The sequence below is a fragment of the Corynebacterium mendelii genome, from assembly GCF_017307055.1.
GTDB classification, from domain to species: Bacteria; Actinomycetota; Actinomycetes; order Mycobacteriales; family Mycobacteriaceae; genus Corynebacterium; species Corynebacterium mendelii.
In genome coordinates this window covers 207,246-232,014 of the sequence record NZ_JAFLEQ010000003.1, presented here as the reverse complement: position 1 = coordinate 232,014, position 24,769 = coordinate 207,246, and the positions used below count along the sequence as shown (strand labels likewise).

Sequence of the window (24,769 nt, the reverse complement as noted above, 5' to 3'; positions counted from 1 at the left end):
GGGCGCATGGGTCTCCTCATCGGTGGCAGGAACATCAGGGGCCAAAAAAGGGCCACCCGCAGATTATAAAGCCAGATAAGCCCTGTCGCGGGGAAAAGGCCTGCCCCGGCGGGGCGGGGTGGAATCAGCGTTGGACAAACGCCCCGGGCGGGTCTGTCCCGCCTGGTTTTCCGGCCGGCCGAACACGAACCAACATCCCGCACCGGTGGCCGGTGCCTGCTGCCTGTGCCGCGGTGCCGGATGGTTGCCGACGGTGCGGGACACCCCCGACTGTGCCCGCGCTGCAGCTGTTGTCAAGCCGGTCCGTGCCCGTGGTATGTCACCTGCGGCAGCGCCGGTTTCTCGGGCGGGACCACCGGCAGGGCGCTGATACCGGCTTTCTCCCACTGCAGGCCGAGCTCGTGTTCCTTGTCTGCGGTGGCGCCGGGAAAAGGAGTGATGGCGATGCCGCAGTCACCACCGCCCGCCCCGGAGGTTTTCGCCGACCAGCCGAGCTGTTCCGCGCAGTCAATCAGCTGGGCAAGCCGCGGGGTGACAATGGTTGTGGTTCTGACCGCAGCCACCGTTGACAGCACCTCCCGCAGCCCGGCGACCACCTCCCCGACTCCGTCGGCCGGTTGCTGCCCGGCCACCATGGCGGCCATGGTCTCAACCAGCCCATCCGAGCGGTCAAGCAGACTGTCGGGAAAAGGAGTGCGGGCCGGTGTGCCCAGCATCGTGTCGGTTACCGCCGGGGACCCCGTCCAGCCGGGAAGAATACGCAGCCGACCGGCGGCGGTGACCGGGGTAATCGACAACCCCGGCCAGCGGGCCGACACCAGCTCCGCCACCCGGGTGTGCAGCGGCTTTACGAGACGTTGCCGGGCAATCCACTGCCGGTCGGGAGACCGGTAGTGCACGTATCCCCCGGCACTGCTGGCGGCAATATCCCCGCCGGAGGTCGCCGGCGAATCCATCACCGTGGCCAGCATCGCCAGCTTGTAGAGCGTGACAGGGTCGGCTGGCAGGCCGTAGACCCCGGCGATCGCGGCGATCACCGCACAGGTCACCGCAGCAGAAGAACCCAGCCCGTATTTGCGGCCGGTTGCCTTATCGACCAGATCACTTGTCACCGTCACGTCATAGGTGGCCGCGGGCACACCGTTGTGGACCCGCCACGCTTCCACGACCCGGTGGGCGTGAATGCAGTGCGACCAGAAATCGCCGCCGCCGGAATCGATCACCGGGACATTGTTGTGCTGCCGCCACACCAGCGGTGCGGCCCCGGCGGTGGTGAACCTGCCCCGGGGTGAGTCTGTCAGCTGTGCCCTGACGGTGACGAAACGGTCCACGGCCACCACCAGTGCGGCCCGGCCGGGAACAGTGACCGCATATTCGCCGGCCAGATACAGTTTGCCGGGAATCCGCGCGGTGCAGGCGGGTCCCACCGCGCCGCCGGTGGTTGTGCCAGCGGTGGTGTCAGGCACGGTAGACCCCCGGGCCGGAACGGGCGGCAATGGCGTTGATGTCCGGGAAGCGTGCCGTCAATGCCCCGTACACCGCCGGAAGCTCCGCATCGGGACATACCACCGCCACATTGGGTCCGGCATCGGCGGTGGCGAAACACATCAGGCCCCGCTCCTGCCGGATGGTGCGGACAGCATCGACGATCCGGAGGGTTGTGGGCGCGGCAAACACCGTCGGGGGATCATTGGCCATGATCGCCGCATGCATGCGCAGCGCATTTCTTTCCGTGATTTGTCCGATGGCCGACATGTCCTCTTGCTCGAGAGCAGTGACCATAAGCTTTAGATCCCGGCGGGCAGTGGTGATCCATCCTTCGAAATACGGTGAGGTTTCCACCGTCTGCTGCATCGCGGTGCGTGATGACACGGCTTTGGTATCACTGTTGACCACCATAATCACCATCGCCAGCCGGGGTCCTCGTACCGCGCGGGCATACGATGTTTCATCGGCCTGTTGTCCCTCCCCCTGACCAGGATCCCACAGCGCCAGATCCCCGATCACCGACCGGCAGGCCGACCCGGATCCGCGCCTGGCCAGGCGGGACAGTGTGGCTGTATCGGTCGGCAGGCCGTAGGCGGCCGCCCCCGCCAGGGCGGCGGCGGCGAAACCGGCGGCACTGGAGGCAAGCCCCGCGGCGGTGGGAACACTGTTGTGGGAGACCACCGTGGCATGGCGCCCATCACCGGACAAGGAGCGCAGAAGGGACAAAAACCCGCTCATCCGCTGCAGTGCCGCTCCGGTGTGCTGCTGGCCGTTGATGAACAGACGGTCTTTCCTGCCGCCCGGTTCCACGGTGGTGCGGGTGGGAAAAACATCCAGGGTCAGCGACAGGGATCCGGTGTGCGGCAGCACCAGGTCTCGGTCCCTTTTCGTCCAGTATTTGATCAGCGCGATATTCGGGTGCGCCACCGCCTGGCACGGCCCCTCCGGGGCGGTGTCCGCCGGCGGGCACCCGGCGGGACGGCCGGTTTCCGGGGGTGGAGTCGGCGCCAGGGTGAGAGTCCAGGTTTTTTCCGCCCCGGCCCGGATGAGGGCGGCATCGATCCGCCGGGCGGCGGCGGCATCTGCGGCCAGAGCCAGCATGCAGCCGCCGTGGCCGGCCCCGGTGAGCTTGGCGCCGCAGGCACCGGCCCGGCGGGCGGCGTCAACCAGCCGGTCGAGGCTTGGGTGGGACACCCCCAGTGCCTGTAGGCTGGAATGGGCCCGGTCCATATCTTGTCCCACCCGGTCGGTAAGCCCCATGGCCAGATGCTCCCGGCAGTTGCCGGCCACGTTGGACAAATCCGCAAGATGCCGGTGGGCGACAGCCGTGTCGCGCCGGGCCAGATCCTCTACCGCCGAGACGGCACTGCGGGTATTGCCCGCAACACCGGTGTCGGCAACCACCAGATGCACCGGCGCGCCAAGAGACAGCGGGCTGACACTGCCGCCGCTGAAACAGATCGGGGCCCCGCCGAGCACGGTACGGGCATCCAGACCACTGGGGTTTCCGTGGGCCACCCGTTCCCCGGCCTGCACCAGGTTGAAGCGCTGCTCGGCCGAAAGCTCCACCCGGGCGAGCCTGGCGATGGCGGTCACAATGGCCGCGCAGTAGGCGGCACTGGCCCCCAGTCCCCGCCCCGGCGGAATCAGCCCGTGGCAGGACAGCTCGATCGGCTGCCCGTCCAGGCCGACGAAGCTCAAGGTCTTCCGGGCAGCTTCGACAAGCGGCGCCACCACTTCCGGTGCCCGGTCGATCGGCCCATGGTAGTCACCGGTGTTGAGCACCGTGTGGCCGGTGCGGCTGACAACGGCCACGGCCTCCACGCCGACATCCGGGAACGGCACCGCCAGGGCGGTACCGCCGAAAACAACAGCATGCTCGCCGATGAGGATGAGTTTGCCCGGCGCCCAGGCACACCCTTGGCGGGATGCCGGTGGTGGGGGCGGTGGGAAAGCTGCGTCGTCGGGGATGTGCCGGTTGCTCATGGTCGTGGTGGTTGTTTCAAAAACGTGGGGGGCAGCGGGGTTGAGAATCGATCCGGAAAAGCGAAACACCAGTCTAGGCCCGAAACCCGGCCGATGACATCCCCCGCGCTGACGCCGGGGAAAGCGAAAAAATGCAAAAACCCGCCGGCACGTCGTCCACCCTGCCGCACAAAAGGCGGCGGGCGGGACGTGTCCGGCGGGAAATAGGCGCCCGCAAAGCCCCGGCGGCACCCATCCGCGGCGGCTGGTGCTCCCGCACGGCAGCCGACGGGGATGTTTTGTTAAAAGCGGTACCGCTGTGTGTCCGGGGCTTTGTTGGGCCGGATCGGCTAGGAGTGCTGGCCGACCTCGAAGCGGATGAAGTCGGTCAGGGTGACACCGGCTTCGTCCATGACCTGCTTGACGGTCTTTTTGTTGTCGGTGACAGAGGCCTGCTCGTTGAGGCAGACATCCTTGAAGAAGCCCTTCAGACGGCCCTCGACGATCTTCGGCAGGGCCTTTTCGGGTTTGCCTTCCTCGCGGGAGATCTGCTCGGCGATTTCGCGCTCCTTGGCGACGACATCCTCCGGCACATCCTCGGTGTTGAGGAAGCGGGCCTTCATCGCGGCAACCTGCATGGCGGCACCGTGGGCTGCCTGCTCGGCGGCTTCGCCCTCACCGGTGTAGGCAACCATGACACCGACACTCGGCGGCAGGTCGGCGCTGCGGTGGTGCATGTAGACGGCCAGACGCTCACCGGAAATGGTGGCGGCACGGCGCAGCTCCAGCTTCTCGCCGATCTTGGCGGACAGCTCCTTGATGGCTTCCTGGGCGGTCTTGTCGCCGTCGACCTTGGCGTTTTGCAGCTCTTCGGTGGAGTTGGCCTTCACCTCAGCGGCAGCGGCGGCGATCCGGTCGCAGAAATCCTTGAATTCGGGGGTCTTGGCCACGAAGTCGGTCTCGGAGTTGACCTCGATCATGGTGTTGCCGGACACGGCGATCAGACCCTCGGCGGCGGTGCGCTCAGCGCGCTTGCCGACGTCTTTCGCACCCTTGATGCGGAGCAGCTCGACGGCTTTGTCGAAGTCGCCTTCGGTGTCGTTGAGGGCGTTTTTACAGGCGGTCATACCGGAACCGGTGATCTCGCGGAGCTTCTTGACGTCTGCAGCGGTGTAGTTCGCCATCGTGGGGCGATCCTCCTTGGGATATATGTGGAAATTGCTGTGGGAAAGTCTACCCACAGGCCCATGGGTGGTGCCGCGGTGCCCCCGTGTGTTGTCCCTTGGGAGACGAAAAACACGGAAAAAAACAAACACAAACGTGCGTGCGGCACCCGCCGGGCGGGCGTGTGGTGGAAAAAGTCGTCGTGGTCTGCGGTGCGCCCGCAGCTGCCGTCGCCGGCAGGGATGGGGATGCACCGGACAGCTGACCGTCCCCCACAAAAAGTGGGGTGGTCATTTTTTTCGCGGCCCCGCACAAACACCCACCCCCACCGCCTTCGGCGACACCCGGGCACCGGGTGGGTGCACAGGAGTTGGCCAAGGGCGGTGGAACGTCCTTGTGGCTGGATCAGGCGGTGGGGGTGGGGTCAACGCTCAGGCGTGGACCGGGCCGTTGAACAAAGCCCAGCCGGGATGGAACCGGGCCGCACGTGCAGGGCGCGTAGGGCGCCTGTCATCACGGGCGCGGCCCGGGGACTGCATCCCGGTGGTGCTACTCGCTGGCCTGCTCGGTGTCCTCGGCCGGGGCTTCAGCCTTGGCGGGAGCCTCATCCTTGGCGGGGGCGTCAGCGGCGGACTCGTCGGCTGCGGCTTCTTCCTTCGGCTGGGAGGCGTCTTCGACCTTGGCGGCAACTTCGTCGCCGGCGGCTTCGCGGGCGGCGTTGAATTCACGCTCGGCCTTTGCCTTCTTGCCCTCTTCCACAGCGGTGGAGATGATCTTGGTCAGCACATCCACCGAGCGGATGGCGTCATCATTGCCCGGGATCGGGTAGTTGACGACATCCGGGTCACAGTTGGTGTCGAGGATGGCGACGACCGGGATGTTGAGCTTTTCGGCCTCGGAGACGGCGATCTGCTCTTTGTTGGTGTCGACGATCCACATCACGGACGGAATCTTGGTCATGTCGGCGATACCGCCGAGCACGCGCTCAAGCTTGGTGCGCTCACGGGTGAGCATGAGCACTTCCTTCTTGGTGCGGCCGTCGTAGCCGTCCTCGGCCGCGTCCATGGCCTGCAGTTCCTTCATGCGGTGCAGGCGCTTGGAGACAGTCTGGAAGTTGGTGAGCATGCCACCGAGCCAGCGGTGGTTGACGTACGGCATGCCGCAGCGCTCAGCCTCATTCTGGACGGCTTCCTGGGCCTGCTTCTTGGTGCCGACGAACAGCACGGTGCCACCGTGGGCAACGGTCTCTTTGACGAATTCGAAGGCCTGATCGATGTAGGTCAGCGTCTGCTGCAGATCGATGATGTAGATGCCGTTGCGGTCGGTGAGGATGAAACGCTTCATCTTCGGGTTCCAACGGCGGGTCTGGTGTCCGAAGTGGACACCGGCGTCGAGAAGCTCGCGCATGGTCACAACTGCCATGGGTAACAAGCCCTTTCACAAATAGATGTTTGGTTGATGTTTGAAAAAACAAGCGGGTTCTCCCCGCCTCCTGGCGACCGCGCCGACCCGCACCCCGACACCGTGGGGCAGCAACCGTGGCAACTCCCGGGAAAACAAAACCCGGGGAAGTTCCGGTGTGCCCGAAATGTCCGGGACCTGGGCGGAAATCGGCGGTGAACGTGTCCGGCCAACCATCATCGACTACCACCGAAGAAGTTTTCATTCCCGGTGGTGACCACCTCGGTGGCAGAAAACTGCTGCACCGGAGTGGCCGGATGCGGCTGCCGCGGCGGCGGGGGGCTGTTAACCGCAACATCCCGGTCCGCCGTGGAAGACCCATACACGCAAAAACCACGTCAAGGCCGCGCGAAGTCAGCGCACGCACACTGTGCGCACACTGCTAACGCATGATCATAGACCCCGGCAACAGACCCGGCAAAATTCGTGCCCGCCCGGGGTGACGGCCACCCCGGTCACCGGGCACCGCCGCCACCGGGTGGAAAAAACCCGCGCACATGTGCCCGTGGCCCGCCCGCCACCCCCGGGGAACCGGACGCCGCCCCACCCCGGTCCAACAGATACCGGGCGGCGGTCACCGCCCCGCCCTTAATTTGAAAAAACACACGCCAACCATCACCTTCACCACCCCCAAGGATATCCGCCGGACTATGAACACCCTCCACCTTCCGCCAGCCATTTCCCGCCCGCATCCGGATCCGGCGTCACGCCCCGGCCGCCCGCTATCCGGCCGGTGCCACCCGCATTCCCGGTGGCTCCACCGGCTGGCGGCGCTGCTGCTGGTGGTGCTGGTTGCCGCGGCACCCGGCGGGGCCGTGGCGGCGGCAGCCGTGCCCCGGACCGCCGCAGCCGGCGGCGGGTGGGTGAATCCGGTGACCTCTTTTCCCGGACGGCCGGTGGTGGTCAGGGACTTCGATCCGCCGGCCCGCCGCTGGCTGGCCGGTCACCGGGGGGTGGATGTGGCCGCCGCCCCGGGCCAGCCGATCTACGCCGCCGGTGCCGGGACGGTCCGCTTCGCCGGTTTTGTGGCCCTGACACCGACGGTGTCGATCCGCCATCCGGGCGGGATCATCACCACCTACCAGCCGGTCAAGGCTGCGGTGGCGGCCGGACAACCGGTATCGGCGGGCCAGCTGATCGGTCAGCTGTCCGAACCGGTGACCGTCTGGCCCGGATTGTCCTGGGGCGCCCGGCTTGACGGGGTCTACATCAACCCGGTCCACCTGCTCGACCGTCCCCCCATCAGGTTGAAAACCCGTCCCACATTCATCCCCGGCAGCTGACGAGCCCGGGGAGAAAGCGCAGAAAAAACCACCGGTGCCGCACGGTCTCAGGCACGGGGATGGGCCCGGTTGAACACCTCCCGCAGGCGTTCGGTGGACACGTGGGTGTAAATCTGGGTTGTCTGCAGCGAGGAATGCCCCAAAAGCTCCTGCACAATCCGCAGATCCGCCCCATGGTTGAGAAGATGGGTGGCCGCGGTATGCCGCAGCGCGTGCGGACCCACCCCATAAACACCGGCGCCGGCGGCCGCCGCGGACACGATCCGGCGCACCTGGCGGGGGTCGATCCGCCTGCCCCGCACCCCGACAAACAACGCCCGCTCACCCGGGGCGGCAAGGTGCCCCCGGTAATGATCCATCCACAGCCGCAGCACCCGCGCGCACCCCCCGGCCACCGGCACAATCCGCTGCCTGTCCCCTTTGCCGGTGACTTTGATCCCGCCCGCGGCCAGATCAACATCGCCGGGTTCCAGCCCGGTCAATTCACCGACCCGGATACCGGTGCCGTAGAGCACCTCCAGGATGGCGGTATCGCGCACCACCACCGGGTCGGTGCCGGTTTTTTCCCCGGCGCCGACACTGTCGGCGGGGGCGGCAATCATCGCGTCAGCCTGGTCTTCGCTCAACACCACCGGCAGGGCACGGACAGCCGCCGGGCTTTTCAGTCTCCGGCCCGGATCCGACGGCAGGTAGCCCTGCGTGTGGGCCCAGCGGGTGAAGCTCCGGGCGGCGGCGGCGCGCCGGGCAACGGTGCTGCGGGCTTTGCCCTGTGACACCGCGGCAGCCAACCATTGCCTGAGCACCGCCAGGGTGAGGCCGTCGATACTGTCGACCAGTGACAGCAGATCGGTCACATCGGCCCGGTAGGCGGCAACCGTGGCTGCGGAACGGCCTTTGACATACAGCAGGTAATCCAGAAAATCCTCCAGCAGCTCACCGAGGGCGGCATCCGGCTTGCCCGGTACGCCGGCGTCCCCCGGCGCGGTGGTGTCTGTCATGGCACCACTGTAAAACAACCGCCCCCGCCCTCGCCCCGCCCATAAACCGCCCACCCCGGATTCACCCGCCCCTGAAATCTAGGGGGTAACCGACATCATCATCAAAGCCATGCCGTAGTAGGACACCGCGACACAACTGCCGGCGACAAGCAGCAGGATGCTTTTCAATTTCACCGCCAGCGCGATCACCACCAGCCCGGCGGCAACGCTGAAGGCAAGATAGGTCCCCGGCATGCCGGGGGACAGCATCAGCAACAGGACGCTTGCGAAAACCAGCAACCAGGCCACCGCCACCAGCACCCTGGGGCGGTGCTTTCCGTAGAAAGAAAATCCGGACATCGTCTTGCCCTTTTAACCGCACAGGCACCGTCGTCCACAACCCAGACGGCCCCGTAGTTTTCACCCGAATTATTTACAACCTAATAGTACAGACCTTTATGACGCCCCACGGCCAAGCCGCACCCCGACACGAGGCGATACAGTGCGGCCGCATCCCTGCGGCAACCCCGCCAGTGCCTTCCCCACCCCGAGCACGCGGGCCGGAGAATCGGCGCCACAACACACCGCCGCCACTGTTTTCCGGCTCCGCCGCGGCTGCGGGCAACCATTCCGGGGCGGGAAATAGACGGAAAGGCGGCACCGCGGAAACAGTGTTCCGCCGTGCCGCCTTCCGTATCTGACTCACCCATGTGCTAACCCTGGCGCCCCCACACCGACGGTGACACCGCAAGGCGGGGGTGCCACCAGTGGACATCGTCTGTAACGGGCGGCAACCGGACGGTTGCAGCCCACGGTGTGACAAGACAATGGCCACCGGGCGCTGTGGTTGCGCCGCAAGCCGGGGAACCAGCCCGAACCCCGTTGCTTAGGTTTGCCTGCCCAAGGCTATAGGGTTTGACCGCGATCCGCAACCCCCTCCTGCGGTCGTGGCCCGGTCAGTCACCGACCCCGGCCGCGCCCACCACACTCCGTGGCAGTCAACCTCGCCCCGGGCGTGCAGATTCACCAGCGCCCGGGTCACCTGAGCAGGGGGAAGATACGTTGCCGCGCACACCGTACGGTAGGTCAGCGGCTGGGTGCCGATCACCGACAACACCGCCAGTTCCTCACGGCTGTACTCCCCCGGCACCCCCGACCGGTCGCCGGTGTGCCCACAGACGCCGTGGTACCGGGGGTGATCGTCTGCCACACCGGTCAGTTCGGCGATACCACGCCAGTCAGTGACCAGTTGCGCCGCCCCTTCCGCGATCGCCCGGTGGCAGCCGGTCGACCAGCGGGATCCGGCCGGGCCGGGAACCGCCATCGCCACGCTTCCCACAATGCCCGCCCACCGCAGAGTGTTCAAAGCCACACAGGCCTCGGGGGCCTCGACCACAACGGTTCCCCGGGCCAGTGCGGCAGCCAGCCTGTTGCGGGCCAGCATCCGGGCGAAGCTTGCCGGGGTGCCGGGCGGATATTCCGTGACCACTGTGCCGCCGCAGGCCCGCACCTGTCCGGCCAGCCGCCGGGTCCGGTGGTCGCCGATGCTGTCGTGTCCGCCCGCCAGCACCATCACCGCCGGATGCGCCGGGCGGGCCGGGGCGGCCAGCGCCGCCGACACCGCCAGATGCCCGATGCCGGGCATCGCCCCGGAGGCAATGGCCACCCCGTGGCGCGACAGTCCCCCGACCAGCCGGCGGGTGGTGTCGTGGCCGTAGTCGGTGATGCGGCGCGAGCCGGTGACGGTGATCGCGGCCCGGCATCCGGTGGCCAGGGCGGCGCCCGCCACCCACAGGCCCACCGGGCGATGGGCGGTATCGGCGCACTCCCCGGCGCGGTCACCAACCCCCAGGGCAGCGAACCTGAAGGCCCGTTCCAGGCTGGCGGGCCATTCCGCATCGCCCGGGCAGATGAACCGGACGCCCCTGCGGCCCTGCGCCGCGGCCAGCCGGGCCGCCCGCCCGATACCGTCCCGGCCGCCCAAAGCCCGGACCCGGGCCACCAGGGACCCGGGAAGCGCGATCCCCAGTCCGGCAATGGCACCGGCCGCCCCGGCGATACCGCCGCACTCGCCGATGGCACGGTTGATCACCGGATCGCATCCCGGTGCCACGAGGTTCAGGTACGCCCGGCAGGCACGTTCATCCTCCGCTGGCGCTGTCGGGGGCGTTCGGCTGTCTGTCACGGCTTTGTTCTCCGCCGGTTTCGTGTTTGCCGGCCGGTGACCATGGCGCGGGCCAGATCCACATCCCCGGCCGAGGGGATCCCGCGCCCGGTGAGATCCGCCAGGGTGAACGCAACCCGGATGACCGCCTGCCCCACCGGCTCCGGCAGGCCGCGCAGCCGCCCCACCAGCTGCCCGGCCCCGGGCAGGTCATTGAGGAAACCCGCGATGACCGGAAAGTCCACGCGGGCGTTGCTTGCCGCCGACCTGCCGCGGGCGCGCCACCGCCCGGCGGCGGCGCGCCTGGCCGCGGCGGGCGGCACGGTCCCGGCGCCGGTGAATCCGAGCTGGTCCTTCCCGGCAAGCCGGGCCAGGTCGCCGGTATCCGGCACCACCACGGCGCCCGGCAACCGTTCCACCTTCCCCGGGCCGTGGTCGGCGGTGGCGTCGATGATCTGCAGCGGCGCAGCTGCCCCGCCCCATGTCCCGGCCTGCGGCAGCTGCCGCAGGCAGCGGCGTGCGGCAGCCGGAAGATACCCGGTGACAACAACAACGCTTGCCCCGATACCGGCCCCCGCCCGGCCGACGGCCGCTGTTGGGGGCCGGACAGCCTCCGCCAGATCCTCCGGTCCCGGGCAGTCCAGCATCACCACGGTCGACCGCGTGGTGTCGGCCAACAGTTCGCCTGCCGCCCGGGCAAGGATCCCGGCCACCCGGTGTGCCGTGTCCGCCGTCAGCCCCGGCGCGATGAGGTCATGTCCCCCGGCCGCTGCCACCGCCAGCACCAGCTGCGCGGTGACCGCCCGCCGCTCAACCGCCGCACCGGCCGGGCGGACCGTCGGGCCACCGGTTACTGCCGCACCCGGCGCATCTGCCGCATCTGCCGGGGCAGCGGCCGGCAGCGGGGAAGGGACAGGCCACCGGGAGTCGGTTGGCGGCGTGTGCCGGGGGTGTGTCCCGGCTGCGGGGCGGGGTGTGGGGGTGCGTGGTGGTGGGACCTCGGCGGCGGGGGTGGTGCTGTGGCGGGTGGTGTTCCGCGGGCCACGGGTCAGTGCCCGGCCGGCGGCCAGGTCCCGGATTTTCCGGCAGGTGTCACTGATGTCTGTGACCCCGATAACGGTGACCGCATACCCCTGGGCCTGACGCGCCTGGCTGCGGGGGACGAATACGACAGGCGACCAGGCGGCCGCGCACACCATGCGGTCGGCCAGCCGGGTGACCGGTTTGACGGTGCCGCTGGGGGCCAGCCCGCCCAAAAACACGGCTTTTTCGATCAGGGTGCGTACCGCCGGGTCGGTGGTGTGCCTGAAGGTGGCGGCCACCGCGCAGGCCAGGTCGGTGTCGGTGACATCGTTGGCGGGCGGCTTGGTTTTGTGGCTGACGGTCACCAGTGCCGTCGGGGCGGTGGCGGCACGGCGCCGCAGGGCGGTGGCCACCCGCATCGCCTGCCCGACGCGGAAGGGATCGGCCGGGTCGTCGGTGACCACCGTGTGGTTTCCTTTCGTCGACGTCGCCACCAGCGGATGAATGAAACATCCCGGCCCGATTCTGGTCACGGTGAACGCCTCAATTGCGGGCACGGCCGACACCTTTGAACCAGGTGACCACAAACCGCTGCCCACCGGGGGTTTCCACGATTTCTTCCCTCCGGTGGCGGCCGTGGTCGTCTCCGGGGTGGTGCCGTGGGCATGCGCCGGCATCGCCGGTGTCCGCGGGGGTGACGGTGAGCGCATCCAGGCGTATCACCGCCCGGGACCGGTGGGCGGTGAATCTTTTCGCGGCGGTGGCCAGAAGCTTCAGACGGCCCCTGGTGACCGGGGCCGATGATGCGGTGGTGCGCCGCCAGCCGCCCACCACGCAGGCCGCCACGACCGTGCCGTCGGTGTCTTCGGCGATGATGTCGGCTTCCCCGCCGGGATAGCGCACACCGGTGGCCCGGACCGCAAGATTCCGGTCGGTGAGAAATAGCGCCGCCACCTGACGGTTTCTCGGCGCGTGCGGGTGGTAGGTGCGGGTGATGAGCATGGGGTGTGTCCTTTGGCGCGCTGATCCCGCCGGGGGCGGGACATCCTGTGTCGTTGATATCCGCCCATCCCGCCGACACCGTTTGGTATCCGGCGGCACAGGTGGTATCTGTCACCATCGCAGGCGGGCCGCACAGCACGCAGCACGCGCCCGGCCACCCGCAGCGAACCGGTGGACGGATCCGGGTTATCCACAGCTTTTCCCGGCCCGCCGCTGCCCTGCCGGTATCCCCCGCCGGATGGGCGCACACCCGCCCCTGACCCGGGCAGAGGTCATTTCCCGGCACCCATTTGGTGGCGAACCGGCCCCGGGGACGGGGCGGAAGACGACGACAACCATCCCGGCGGTGGGGGGCTGCCACCTTTTCGGGCACGCCCCCGCCCCCTGCCGGGATGGTTGTCGCTGTGTTTTTTATTCTTCCCGCGCCTGCCACCGGCGCCCGTCGGTCCGCTTGCAACCGGTCACACGGGGTGAGTGATCAGGAATCCGGGACGAACATCTCCGGCTTGTCGAGTTCTTCGATATTGACGTCTTTGTAGGTGATCACCCTGACGTAGCGAACGAACCGCGCCGAGCGGTACATGTCCCACACCCAGGCATCGGACATGCGGATTTCGTAGTAGACCTCCCCGCCGTCGTTGTGGGGGATCAATTCCACGGCGTTGGCCAGGTAGAAACGCCGTTCGGTCTCCACGACATAGGAGAACTGGCTGACAACATCCCGGTATTCCCGGTACAGCGACAGCTCGACGTCGGCTTCGTAGTTGTCGAGTTCCTCGGCGCTCACTTTTTCCGCCTGCTCCTAAACGTTGTCAATCGGCTGGGGTACAACAGCATCGCCGGCACTGAAACTTCACGGTGCTGTCCGTGTCCGGTCCACTGCGGGTGACTGTGCTGCGCACCAGTCGCGGTGGGCCGCGGCGACGTTGGCATAAGTGTAACGGTGCACCGGGCTTTTTCCGTGGCGGCGCACCGCATCCATGTGGGCTTTGGTGCCGTATCCCTTGTGCCCGGCGAAACCGTATCCGGGATACTGCCCGTCCAGCTGCACCATCACCCGGTCACGGGTCACTTTCGCCAGCACACTGGCCGCGGCTATGCAGCGGGCGTGGCCGTCACCGCGGATCATGGGGATATGCGGCACCGGCAGGCCGGGTACCGGCACCGCATCGGTGAGCACGTATCCGGCGGGGGTGTCCAACGCGGCGACAGCCCGCCGCATCCCGCACACATTGGCCCACTGGATTCCCCGCCGGTCGATCTCGTCGTTATCGATGAGGATCACCGAATAACTGACGGCGAGCTGCTCAATGACCGGCATCAGCTGCTCCCGGGCGGCGGGGGTGAGTTTTTTGCTGTCGGTCAGCCGTGCCAGCTCCGGCAGCGGCCGGTCGGGCAGGATGCAGGCGGCAATCGATATCGGCCCGGCGCAGGCACCCCGGCCGGCCTCGTCGACACCGGCCACCGGCCCGAGCAGCGCGGAATCGATGGCATGCTCGAATGTGCGCAGGCCCGCCACATGCCGCAGCCGGATCCGGGGGACGTCCCGCACCGCCGAAAGGTCTGCGGCAGAAGCACCGGATGCGGTGCGTGCCCTGCCGCGGGTTGATGCCGCCATGATGGTTGTCTCGCCCTGGCCTTTCGCACTGTCTGAATGAAAACGGCAAAACGATCGCCCCGCCGGCAGGGGCGGGTATTTCTGCCGGTATTTTTTTGCACCTCGCCCTGAAAACTCCCACCCGCTGCCGCACCGGGGGTGCTGTAAAGTCAGTTGCCGTCTTCTGGCGGGTGGAGAATATCGGGGTTGTCGACCGGGCCGATGCGGTTGAGCGGCAGCACGATGGCCTGTACTTTGCCGATGACGTCTTTCAACGGCACACTGCCCTGGTAGCGGTCACCCAGATGGTAGCGGGAATCCGCCGAATTGGTGCGGTTGTCCCCCAGCACATAGACGTTTCCCGCGGGCACCTTGATGGGGCCGAAATAGTTACCGCCGCAGGCCCGGGAACCGTAGTCGATGCTCTCCGGGCGGGACGGCGGGGTGAGGATGTAGGAGGAATCGATCTGTGTGCCGTCAACCATGATCCCGGGATCACCCTCCTGGCAGGAGATGGTCTGCCCGCCGACCGCGACAATCCTTTTGACCAGATTGTTCTCGTCCGGGGCCACCAGCCCGGCATAGGATCCCGCATCCTGGACCGCCTTGATCACCGGATTGGAGCTGCGGCGGGAGACGAAGTGTTCGTTCCACGACGCCGGGCCGCGGAACACAACCACGTCACCGGGTTTCGGGGCGGTGAAATCGTAGATGAGTTTATTGACGAAAATCCGGTCCCCGGTGCAGTCGGCACAGCCGTGCAGGGTCGGTTCCATCGATTCCGAGGGAATCACGTACAACCGCCCGATGAAGGTCTGCACCAGCCCCACCACCAGCAGGGTGAGCACAATGACGACGGGAATCTCGATATACCACGGCTTCCCCTGGTCGGCGTCGGGGTGCTGGTGTTTTTTCAAGTGCTCGAAAACAGACGCCCTGTCGTTTTGACCCGCACGTTTCCGGTGCATACCGATGCGCCGGTAATGCGCACCGGCCCGGCGCCTGCGGTTCGGGGAGGGAGTGGTCACGTCGTCAAAGATTACCAGCCGGCCGGCTGTGCGGGGCGTACCCCGGACAGCGGGAACACAGATGCCGCCGGGCCGCACCGGCACCCGCCGATCAGCGGGTACCAGCACCTGCTCCGGGGATGCGAAGTCGGCTACCGGCCGGCAGGTGTGTGCTGGATATCCGGATCGTCGATGATTCCCATGCGGCCGAAGGGCAACACAATCACCCGCACTTTGCCCACCACATTGTCCACCGGGACCGTGCCCTGGTACTGGTCGCCCAAATGGTAGCGGGAATCAGCCGAATTGGTGCGGTTGTCGCCCATCATGAACAAGTTGTTCTCCGGGACTTTCAGCGGCCCGAAGTAGGGTCCGCCGCAGGCCTGCGACCCAATCTCCGGATTGGTCATGTAGGCCGGCGGGTCAAGAATGAAACTGGAGTCGACCGGTTGGCCGTCCACCAGCACCCCCGGGTCGCCTTCCCGGCACTGCACTGTCTGGCCGCCGACGGCGATGACCCGTTTGACCAGATCGTTTTCGTCGGGGGCCACCAGCCCCACGTAGGAGCCGAGGTTGGCCAGCCCCCGCAGCACCGGATTTGAACTGCGGCGGGATTCGTAGTGTTCGTTCCACGACGGCGGGCCGCGGAACACCAGCACATCCCCCGGCTTCGGATCAGTGAAGTCGTAGACCATCTTGTCGACGAAAATCCGGTCCCCGGTGCAGCCGGCACAGCCGTGCAGGGTCGGTTCCATCGACTGGGAGGGAATCACGTACAGCCGGCCGACGAATGTCTGCAGCAACGCCACCACAACCAGGGTGATCACCATCACCAGCGGAATTTCGATGTACCAGGGCTGCTCTTTGTTTTTCTTTTTGTTTGTGCCCGCGCCCCTGGTTCCCCGGCCGCGGCTGGCCCGGTCCGGCCGGGCCGGGCGGTCCTGTGGCGGGGTGTCCCGGTGTTGCGGCGAACCCGACCGGTGGTCCAGGCCTGCGGCACGGTCATCCCCGGCACCGCGGATCGGGCGGCGGGGGCGTGCGCGACGGTTGGTGGGGCCGGTGGGCCCGGCAGGACGCCTGCGGTTCGGATCAGGAGAGGTCACGCCAGCCAAGGCTACCAGTTGGATTCCCCTTCCCGGACACCAGACCTGAAGGGCCGCATCCGCCCTGGTATCACCCCGGAAAACACCCGTGCGGCATCCGTGCGGACCACCCCGGGGCAGGCGGAGCAACACTTCCCACCAGCTGTGCGGCCGCAGCGGGCCAGGGCAGAAAAAACACCTGCGGCCACGGTGTTGTCCCTTTTTTTTGGGAAAACAACGACCGTGACCGCAGGTGGCAAAAGCTGCGACCGTCATCCGCCGCAGGATCGGGCGGATAACCGGGAAACGCCTTAGCGCTTTTCCTTGATCTTGGCTGCCTTGCCGCGCAGGTTGCGCAGGTAGTACAGCTTGGCGCGGCGGACCTTGCCGCAGGTGAGCACATCGATGTGGTCGATGTTCGGGGAGTGCACCGGGAAGGTACGCTCCACACCGATACCGAAGGAAATCTTGCGGACGGTGAAGGTTTCCCGGATGCCACCGCGCTGACGGCGGATCACAACACCACGGAAGACCTGGATACGGGACTTCTCACCTTCGATGACCTTGACGTGGACGTCAACGGTGTCACCGGCACGGAAATCGGGAATGTCGTCGCGCAGCTGCGCGGCATCGACCTTGTCGAGAATGTTCATGTCTATATCAAGCTTTCTGTTTCTGCAGAGGGAAAGAGGAACCTGGCGGCTTCTCCCACGGGTATCGGGGCGCTCTACCGGTTCGTATCCAGTACGGTTGCTGTGCTCCACAAGAGTGCGACCAATCCTTGACGGAGTTGGACACAGCAGAGTAGGCAACCCGCGTAGTATGCCAAATCTACCCCGGCCAAGGCAAACAGTTCCCATCCGCGGCCTGCCAAGCACCGCGACGGCACCGTACCGGCACCGGAAAGTTTTGGTTCTTTACCACCGACAGCCCCTACTTCTCCTCCGTAAGCAATTCCACCAGCACCGGCATCGCAGTGGACGGATCGGGGCCGACCCTCCCGGCGGACAACCCGGCATCAGCTTTTCGGGCAATCGCGCATGCCGTTGCCACCTTGTCAATCGGAAACGTGGAAGCAAGGTCTTTGCCACTCATCAGGCCCAGCTTTTTCACCCGGGCATCCAACTGCTTCGACGACAAGGGGCCACACCTGTCGTCAGCATGCCAGCAGATCCACACTTCGAATTTGAGATTCGAAACGATCAACTGAATGGACTCTGCACGGGCCAACCGGATCGCTTGGGCCATTGTAGAGTGCTTGTCCACATCAACCAGACAGACACATTCATCAAACTTTTTCTCATCGCCACAGGCAGCTGCCTGCTGCCGGATGATGATGCATTCCTCAACCACCTTCAGGGGGTCTTTGCCAACGCCGACCGACCTCACCACAGTCGTACTGCCCCGACTACGAAGAAAACCGTTGAGGCGCTCCACATATTGCTTCTCAGTGCGCAACCCCTCGGTGACAACGAGGATGCGACGCCGTTCCGCCCTGGCGGGCCGTCGCCGACTGCCACGTTTACGTCTGCGCCCTTCACCTTTTTTACGACCCACGAGTGCTCCCTTATTGATCAAGCGAAGAATCGACAAGCGCCAACAACATGCTGGGCGCCAACCGTGGTGTTCCCCCGTATCTGCCGGCGAGGTAACGGCGCGCCACATTGGCGTCGGGATGTCGGGGAAAATCCGCCAAACAGGTCAGCTCCGTAGCTCCATCAACCGCCTTGTCGGTAAACCACACCTGCTCCGGCTGCAGCTTCACCTCACACATGGGTGACAGCACGAAGGACTCATGGGTACTGAAAATCAATTGCGCATGTTTGCGGTTGATTTCAGGGTCAGCAAAGGCCCCCAGGACCAACTCCAACAGATGTGGGTGAATACTGGCGTCGATTTCATCAACGATGACCAGACCACCGCTCCGCAGCGCTTCGAGAACCGGAACAGACAGTGCCAGCCAGGCGATCGTGCCGTCGCTTTCTTGTTCTATCCTGAACGGCGGACACTGTTTTACTGAGCCTCTGTGGGTCAGCATCAAGCGGCGAGCCACTTGCTCCCGGTGCTTTTCGTCCGTGTCAATGCCAGTTCCCCCTCCAGGAGTATCCTCGTCCAGCGTGTCTGAAGGCGTCGCCGAACCGCCAAGTTCCCGATCGAGAATCCTCAAAAGCCGTCGGACTTCTTCCGGGACATCTGATTGCTCAACGGTTATTCCCTCGACGCCAATGTCTGCGATTTCCAACAGCATCTGCAGGTCACCGAACGTCATATTGTTCTCGACAAGATCCTCGATGATGCCTGCGACCCTGTGCGCACGGTAGGAATCTGTGACCAGAACACAGTCGAAAGCTTCGACAAGCTCTCTGGCGACAGCCCCCAAAACGGATTTACCGCGCTTCAGCAGCAGGGCACGGCTGAGCACCAATTCCCGGTCGGTGACCTCACTGGTGGACTTGACGGTGGAATGGAACTTGAAAGTCTCTTGTTCACGGTCACGGTGAAACAGAGTTCGCCACCGGGTGGTGGGAATATCTTTGAGCCACTCCCGTGCAATACCTTTGCGATCAACCTCAAATCCATAGCAGAAGCGGTGATTTGCAAAGACGAAGTCGATTTCGTAGAAACTGGAGGATGTTTCGGCAGTGCCATCGAGAGCAAATGGCGCCCGATACACGCCCTTTCCGTCCTGCCACACTGTCGCTGAAAAGCGAATTGCGGAAAACATGTAGAGAATGGCATCAAGAAGTGCCGACTTTCCGCTCGCGTTGGCGCCAAAAATCCCCGTGATCGGGTACGACACTTTCTCCCAGTCACCATCGGAGGGTTGCAGAGTCCGCAGGGACGGACTCGTAAGGTCAAGAGTAACCTCATCCCGGATGCTTTTGTGGTTGCGCACCGTAAACGACAGCAGGATCATACGCCCATAATATCAGTCTCTGCTAGTCGTTCTGCACGATTTCCGAGCAATCGGGACCCCACAGCGAAATACAGGCACTGGAGTTTCCCTTATCTGTCACCCTTGCAGAGATGTCGGGTACCGGAAGAGTCAGCCATGGGGCATATCCTTTAAATCCACGGCGAGCCTTTTTGCACGATCTACACCTCACCTTTGCCGGGCAACAGACCTGTGCGGCGTCCTCCGCGTTGGGTCATCCGGTGTTTTTCGTTTCCTTACGCACAGCGGGATCACCACCACACCCACATCTGCTGGTGGTTTGATCGTCCTCCCAGACCCCATCACACCCCACGGCCTGCCTGGGCAACCGTGCGGTAGCGGCAAAGCTGCCTTGTTTTTTCGGATTTCTGTGCCAGACAGTGAAACGGTCAGTCCTTCAGGTGGTAGGCGGCCACCGCCGCCAGAACCCGGCAGTCGGCCGCGGCGGCCAGCTGCTCCAGAAGCTCCGCGGCGGTCGGCGCGGCCAGGGCCCGCAGCCTGGAAATGTCGGCGTCTTTGTCCTGTCTGCAGGCGTCCACCAGGCTTTTCCCGCCGAAAACCAGGCGCTGGCACCACAGGTCGAGAATCTGGCCCACCGAACTGTCCGCCCGCTTGAGGGGCGCCGGTTGCCCGTCGCCGGCGGTGCCGCCACCGGTGGGCGGCCCGGTGGATTCCCGCGGTAACGGTTGATCGAGGCCGGGGAAGATTCTGCCTTTGAAACTGTCGTCAAGATCCGGCCAGGGGGTATCGGGCCACAAGGCCACAAGCTCACCGTCGCGGACAAGGGCGGTCACCGGTTCCCCCAGGTGGCAATTGACCAGGGCGGCAAGTCCCGCCACCCCCAACTGGCGGGCGGGCTTGGCGATGCCGAGAACAATCTCCCGGCCACCGTCATCCACGGTGATCCCGCCGACGGATGCTCCGGTGAGGGTGCCGGCGACCACACCGATGCCACAGGCCGGGTCCAGTCCGCGCACGGCCGCTGTCACCGTGTCTTTGCCGGTGGTGCGCCCGAGAGCGGCATGCACGCCTGCACCCTGCCCCAAACGGCCGTCGCTGGATGCTGTCGCCCCGGTGATCAGCACTGTTGCCCGGGCGATGTCGGAGTGCGAGCAGTGCATGTCCCCCAACCGGACGGGTCCGGCGAAAATACCGGGCACATCGGCCGCTGTCCCGGGCGGGGTTTTTGTGATGCTCAGCAGGGCGCCCTCGTCACTGGCGCACACAACGACCACCCCGGCGAATCCGGAGCCGGTGATCACAGGTTCAGCAAACAGTGCCGTCAACACCCCGGTTGCCGCCCCGCTGGTGGTGTCCAGCGGAAGATACTGCCGTCTGGCCCGGCCCACGGCCATGATGTCGGTCGGGTCGCGGCGCAGAAGATGGGCCGTCAACGCCAGCTCCGCGGCGGCTTCGGCGGTGGCGGCCCGGCCGACCGGACGGGCGGCCAACAGATCAGCCGAAGCCGACACCACAGCGGTGATCTGCCGTTCCGCCCGGTGCAGTCCGGCCACCCGGGCTTTTTGCAGGACAGCGAGCAGTCTGGCGTGTCCCCTCGCCCCGGTGCCGGTGATTCCGTGGGCGATGACGGCCTGGAGCACCCGTTCAATCTCGTCGACGGTGTCCAGAACCTGCCGGGTGTTCACCCGGGCCGCCGCGACGGGCGCAGGACCGGCGGCACCCCCGCGGCCGTCATCCCCGCCGCTGCGGCCGGTAGACGCTGCATCTTCTGTGCCCTCTGGTGTGCCCGCAGCCGGGGGTGCGGCCACACACACCGCCCCGCAGTGGGCGCACCTCGGGCTGAGCAGACAGTCACAGACCACCTGGTCGGGCCCGGTGACGGTAACCGTGGCGGTGCCGATGGTGATGGTGGTGCCGCCGGGCTGCGCTGCCACCGCCCAGTCGGAGTGGGTTTCGGCCAGTTTCCCGGCGCGGGTGGACAGTCGGCGCGGAAGACCGGACAGAAGCTCACCGGCATAGCCGGGGTCGATGGGGGGAAGGGTGCTCACCGGTTGACCACCTGCGCTATCCACCGGCCGAGCGCCAGCGGCGACAGGCTGGCGGTGTGCATGCCGGCCCCGGCACACAGCTGCGCCACCCCGGCGTTGTGGGCGGCCAGGCCGGTGTCGTCGAGGGCCGCGCAGCCGATGGTGGTGATACCGCGTTCGGTCATCTCCCTAATTGTCCCGACCAGCCGGTGCGCGGAACCGGATTCCTCGAAATCGGTGACCAGCACCACCATTGTTTTCGCCGGAACCGTCACCCGGGACAGGGCGTAGGCCATGGCTTTGGCGATGTCCGTGCCACCGCCGACCTTGATTTCCAGCAGTGTGGCCAACGGGTCGTCGACGGTGCCGGTCATGTCGATGATGTCTGTGTCGAAGGTGAACAGTTCCACCCGCAGGCAGTCGACGGCGCTCAAAATCGCCGCGGTCATGGCCGCGTACACCGTGGAGGCCTCCATGGAGCCGGACACGTCCACCGCGACGATGATGTGCCATTCGGAAGATTGTTTCACCGGGGTGCAAAACACCGGGTTAACCGGAACGATTTGGACGCGCCCGTCAATCGAGACCACATGGCTTAAGTTTTTGCGGATGGTGGCCGGCAAATCCAGCCGCCCGGCCGGCCGCAGGCTGCGGCGTGCGGAACCGATGCCGGTCAGGGCCGGCCGCATCGTGGTGGCCAGGGCCCTGGCCAGTTCATCCACCACGCGGGCGATCAGCGGCCTGATCCGTGCCACGGTTGATTCCGGCAGGGCCCCTTTCAGGTTCAGCAGGGTGGTCAAAAGTCCCACCGACGGCCGGGCGGTCTCCGCATTCAATTCGAGTGCCGCATCGGCCCTCCCGCGTTCGGCTGCCACCCCGAGGATGTCGTCGACCCGGTCGGGGCCGAAGAGAACCTCAATCTGGTTTTTCCACCGGCGCACCGCCAGACTTCCGGGCCCTGAGCCCGCCGCCCGCACCCGCCCCTGCGCTTCCCCGGTCCGGTCGTCGCCGGTGCCGCCGTACAACTCGTCCAGGGTTTCGGCCATCTGCCAGCCGGTGCCGGACAGTTGTTCCGGATCAGCCCCCAATACCAGCCGCCACCTGGTTGACGGGTCAAACGACAGGTCGAGCAATCCCAACGCTTCCAGCCGTTTTTTCGCCTCCTGGTCGGCGGTGGCGGTGGCAATGAGAATCTCCGGGGCAATTTCCGGTTGGTCGATGCGGCCGATGTCTTGTGCCAGCCGGTCGAGGAAACGCTCCCGCTCGCCGGGGGCGACGGTGTCGAATACCGCCCGCAGCCCCGGCAGCGCCGCAATGAAGGCTCCGTCACTGATGCCGCTGACCCTGGCTATCAGACCGTCCAGGCCGGGGTGGTCGCTCCACACCGGCCCCAGTGCCGCCAGAAAACCGGTCAGCCAGTCCCGGGCGGCCACCCTGGTTTCTGCCACGGCCAGCCGGTCCACCAGTGCCCCGGTGCGGGTGCACAGTGCATCCCACCGGCCGGTCTGCACACCGTGCCCACCGGCACCGGTTCCGCTCGGGGAACCGGTGCCGGTGGTGTCCGCCCTGTCTTCGAAGGCGGGGGCGTCCCGCTCTTCCAGAAGGGAGTCCACGGCGCAGGCGGCACCGGCCATCAGTGCCGAACCGGTGGCGATGACATCGGCCAGGGCGTGGCCGACAGCCAGTCCCAGCCGCCCACTCAACCCGGCCAGAGTCCCGAGCAACCGCGCATCAGCGATCTTTGCGGAGCCTTTCACCCCGTCGATGGCCCCCACCACGGTCCGGGCGAGTTCATCGACCATCCGGTCGCAGCGTTGCAGCAACTGTTCCGGCAGGCAAGCGGCCGCCGGTTGCCTGCCGCCGGCAATTCCGGCCAGCACCTGCATGGCCGATACCGCAGCCCGGAAGCCCAGTTGCACGGCGATCTCCTGTTCCAGCAGATCAATGGCCTGCGACAGTGCCTGCGGGGCGGCACAGGCGGCCGCCCGGTCGACGATACCGGTCACCACTTCCGGGTCGGGGCCTTCCGGGGAACCCGCCGCCCGGTTCAGACGGGACACCAGAACGGTGTCGGCGGCTTGTTCCAGTGTCACCCCGGCTGCGGCGTGCCGGTCCAGTTCCGCCGCGGTCATGGGGGTGAAACGGCAGTCGATGGTGTACGACCGGTTGTCCATGCCGCGGGTGGTTCCGCTCCCGCCCTCCCAGTAGGGAACATCCAGGGCTTTCAGCCGCGCCAGAATCAGGTGCCGTTTCAAATCGGTGGGTCCGGAAAAAGGCGCGATCTTTTTGCTGGCCCGCGGCTGCTGTTCGGTGGAAGGCAACGACAGCGCAGCCAACTGCCCGCGGGTGTGTTTCTGCAGTTCGGCAACCGGGCAGTCAGCGGGAAGGTCGCCGACCCGGTCACCGGCCATGGCGGCGGCCACCGCCCGGGCAACCAGCCTCCCCCGCCCGGTGACCTGTGACTGGGCCATCACCGTGGTGGCCGCATCGAGTATTTCGCGGCGGCCGGGGGCGGGCAGGCCCCGCAGCTGCGCCAGATCGCGGGCAAACCGGAAGGCTTCGGCCACCTCCCCGGTTCCCGCGGGCTCGCCCTCTTTGCGCAGCCCACGGGCAATATCGGTGAGAATGTCCCCGGCCACCTCCTGGGCGGCCGCCGCCTGCGCTTTTTGGTCATCACCTGCAGCAGCGATCCTGGTCAACAGTTCCTGGTGGTAGTGCGGATCCCGGATACCCGATGCGTACCCGGAGCGGGTGTCGAGCCGTTCGAAGCTGTAGCGCACCACCGACACCGTGACCGGCTGGGGCACGAGGGAAAAGAGTTCTTCTTCGCGCCCGGGGGCGGTGTCACCGCATCCACCGGGAACAAGGGCGGCACAGTGGTAGGCACCGACCACCACCAGCACCGGACCGGCGGAAGATGGCGTCGCCGAAGTGCCGGTCAACTGCTGCAGTCTGCGGGCCATCCAGGCTTCACGGGCCCGGGTCACTGCATCGGCAGGGGTGCCGTCGTGTGTCTCGGCATACCTGGCGGCTATCCCCACAGCCAGCGCGGCCCGCCTGATCTGCTGCCAGGTGCACCCCACCGACGGGGCTTCAACACTGGTGTCCCAGGCTTCCTGGCCGATCAGCGAAGAAAAACCCGCCGCCGCACAAGAAGTGGATTGTTTCCCCGCGTCGGTGGAAGCCGCAGATGCGTCCGGATCCGTGTCGACGGCGTGGCGCAGGCCGACGGGAAGATCGATGAATTCCACCGGCACCCGGTTGGCGTGCGCCCACCGGCAGATCGCCAGTTCCGGGGAAAAGTCGGCGAAAGGATAGAAACCACCTGCTCCCCCGTCGGTGGCTGCGGCCACCGCCACCGGTGCCCGGGTGTCCGGATGCACCAGCCAGGTGACATAATCGGCCAGATCGGAGGGCATTTCCACGGCGACAGCCCGGGGGCAAAGGTGTTCGGCTGCCTGCACCACCGCGCGGGCGCAGGCCGGGGAATGGTGCCGGATACCGAACAGCACACTGTCACCGCCGGTGTCGGTCATCTGCTCCAGCAGATCCGTCCAGTCACCATCGTTGCCGAAGCTCGCGGCGGCAGCGGGACCACCGGCGGCGTGGAAGGGGTGCGGGCAAGCCATGGGG

The 24,769-nt window shown here is 66.3% G+C and carries 19 protein-coding genes; 1 reads left to right on the top strand and 18 read right to left on the bottom strand.

The genetic code is table 11. The annotated features are described in order from the left end of the window. Positions 1 to 293: 293 nt before the first annotated feature. From JZY06_RS00955 to rpsB, 4 genes are all read right to left on the bottom strand, one after another. The gene (locus tag JZY06_RS00955; protein WP_207117631.1) at positions 294 to 1,466 is read right to left on the bottom strand and encodes a phosphomevalonate kinase; all 1,173 of its coding nucleotides are present in this window, start codon (positions 1,464 to 1,466) and stop codon (positions 294 to 296) included. Beyond that, a complete protein-coding gene (gene mvaD / locus JZY06_RS00950; RefSeq protein WP_207117629.1) occupies positions 1,459 to 3,474 on the bottom strand; it encodes a diphosphomevalonate decarboxylase in 2,016 nt (671 codons plus the stop codon). Before mvaD ends, JZY06_RS00955 begins: the two co-directional genes overlap by 8 nt. 329 nt (positions 3,475 to 3,803) lie before the next feature. Continuing rightward, positions 3,804 to 4,637, bottom strand: coding sequence for a translation elongation factor Ts (gene tsf / locus JZY06_RS00945; RefSeq protein WP_207117627.1), 834 nt, complete (start codon positions 4,635 to 4,637; stop codon positions 3,804 to 3,806). A gap of 529 nt (positions 4,638 to 5,166) precedes the next feature. Next, on the bottom strand, positions 5,167 to 6,039 hold the full coding sequence (gene rpsB / locus JZY06_RS00940; protein WP_207117625.1) for a 30S ribosomal protein S2: 873 nt from the start codon (positions 6,037 to 6,039) through the stop codon (positions 5,167 to 5,169). Positions 6,040 to 6,728: 689 nt separating this feature from the next. On the opposite strand from rpsB, the gene JZY06_RS00935 reads away from it, so the two are divergent. Beyond that, positions 6,729 to 7,361 carry a M23 family metallopeptidase gene (locus JZY06_RS00935; RefSeq protein ID WP_207117623.1) on the top strand — a complete coding sequence of 211 codons (633 nt, stop codon included), beginning with the start codon at positions 6,729 to 6,731 and terminating at the stop codon, positions 7,359 to 7,361. Between the two features lie 47 nt (positions 7,362 to 7,408). On the opposite strand, the gene JZY06_RS00930 is transcribed toward JZY06_RS00935, so the two are convergent. The 14 genes from JZY06_RS00930 to JZY06_RS00865 all read right to left on the bottom strand — a co-directional run bounded on the left by JZY06_RS00930 (position 7,409) and on the right by JZY06_RS00865 (position 24,765). After that, the gene (locus JZY06_RS00930) at positions 7,409 to 8,359 is read right to left on the bottom strand and encodes a tyrosine-type recombinase/integrase (RefSeq protein WP_207117621.1); all 951 of its coding nucleotides are present in this window, start codon (positions 8,357 to 8,359) and stop codon (positions 7,409 to 7,411) included. A 78-nt stretch (positions 8,360 to 8,437) separates the two neighbouring features. Next, positions 8,438 to 8,698 (bottom strand): hypothetical protein, encoded by a 261-nt coding sequence (locus tag JZY06_RS00925; protein ID WP_207117619.1) that lies wholly within the window; start codon positions 8,696 to 8,698, stop codon positions 8,438 to 8,440. A gap of 526 nt (positions 8,699 to 9,224) precedes the next feature. Further along, a complete protein-coding gene (locus JZY06_RS00920; RefSeq protein WP_207117617.1) occupies positions 9,225 to 10,523 on the bottom strand; it encodes a DNA-processing protein DprA in 1,299 nt (432 codons plus the stop codon). Further along, the gene (locus tag JZY06_RS00915; protein WP_207117615.1) at positions 10,520 to 12,082 is read right to left on the bottom strand and encodes a hypothetical protein; all 1,563 of its coding nucleotides are present in this window, start codon (positions 12,080 to 12,082) and stop codon (positions 10,520 to 10,522) included. Before JZY06_RS00915 ends, JZY06_RS00920 begins: the two co-directional genes overlap by 4 nt. After that, the gene (locus tag JZY06_RS00910; protein WP_207117613.1) at positions 12,069 to 12,527 is read right to left on the bottom strand and encodes a PDDEXK family nuclease; all 459 of its coding nucleotides are present in this window, start codon (positions 12,525 to 12,527) and stop codon (positions 12,069 to 12,071) included. Before JZY06_RS00910 ends, JZY06_RS00915 begins: the two co-directional genes overlap by 14 nt. 478 nt (positions 12,528 to 13,005) lie before the next feature. Continuing rightward, positions 13,006 to 13,314: a DUF2469 domain-containing protein gene (locus JZY06_RS00905; RefSeq protein ID WP_207117611.1), complete on the bottom strand. Its 309-nt coding sequence runs from the start codon at positions 13,312 to 13,314 to the stop codon at positions 13,006 to 13,008. 66 nt (positions 13,315 to 13,380) lie between these two features. Further along, positions 13,381 to 14,055 (bottom strand): ribonuclease HII, encoded by a 675-nt coding sequence (locus tag JZY06_RS00900; protein WP_242516493.1) that lies wholly within the window; start codon positions 14,053 to 14,055, stop codon positions 13,381 to 13,383. A 239-nt stretch (positions 14,056 to 14,294) separates the two neighbouring features. Continuing rightward, entirely contained in the window at positions 14,295 to 15,092 is a 798-nt protein-coding gene (gene lepB / locus JZY06_RS00895) for a signal peptidase I (RefSeq protein WP_207118294.1), read from the bottom strand. Positions 15,093 to 15,283: 191 nt separating this feature from the next. Next, the gene (gene lepB, locus JZY06_RS00890) at positions 15,284 to 16,120 is read right to left on the bottom strand and encodes a signal peptidase I (RefSeq protein ID WP_242516491.1); all 837 of its coding nucleotides are present in this window, start codon (positions 16,118 to 16,120) and stop codon (positions 15,284 to 15,286) included. Positions 16,121 to 16,524: 404 nt separating this feature from the next. After that, positions 16,525 to 16,866 carry a 50S ribosomal protein L19 gene (gene rplS, locus JZY06_RS00885; RefSeq protein WP_207117605.1) on the bottom strand — a complete coding sequence of 114 codons (342 nt, stop codon included), beginning with the start codon at positions 16,864 to 16,866 and terminating at the stop codon, positions 16,525 to 16,527. Between the two features lie 280 nt (positions 16,867 to 17,146). Beyond that, positions 17,147 to 17,770: an RloB family protein gene (locus JZY06_RS00880; RefSeq protein WP_207117603.1), complete on the bottom strand. Its 624-nt coding sequence runs from the start codon at positions 17,768 to 17,770 to the stop codon at positions 17,147 to 17,149. A 10-nt stretch (positions 17,771 to 17,780) separates the two neighbouring features. Continuing rightward, positions 17,781 to 19,130, bottom strand: coding sequence for an AAA family ATPase (locus JZY06_RS00875; RefSeq protein WP_242516419.1), 1,350 nt, complete (start codon positions 19,128 to 19,130; stop codon positions 17,781 to 17,783). A gap of 407 nt (positions 19,131 to 19,537) precedes the next feature. After that, positions 19,538 to 21,157, bottom strand: a complete 1,620-nt coding sequence (locus tag JZY06_RS00870; protein WP_207117599.1) for a hypothetical protein — start codon at positions 21,155 to 21,157, stop codon at positions 19,538 to 19,540. Then, the gene (locus JZY06_RS00865; RefSeq protein ID WP_207117597.1) at positions 21,154 to 24,765 is read right to left on the bottom strand and encodes a DUF5682 family protein; all 3,612 of its coding nucleotides are present in this window, start codon (positions 24,763 to 24,765) and stop codon (positions 21,154 to 21,156) included. Before JZY06_RS00865 ends, JZY06_RS00870 begins: the two co-directional genes overlap by 4 nt. Between the last annotated feature and the right edge of the window lie 4 nt (positions 24,766 to 24,769).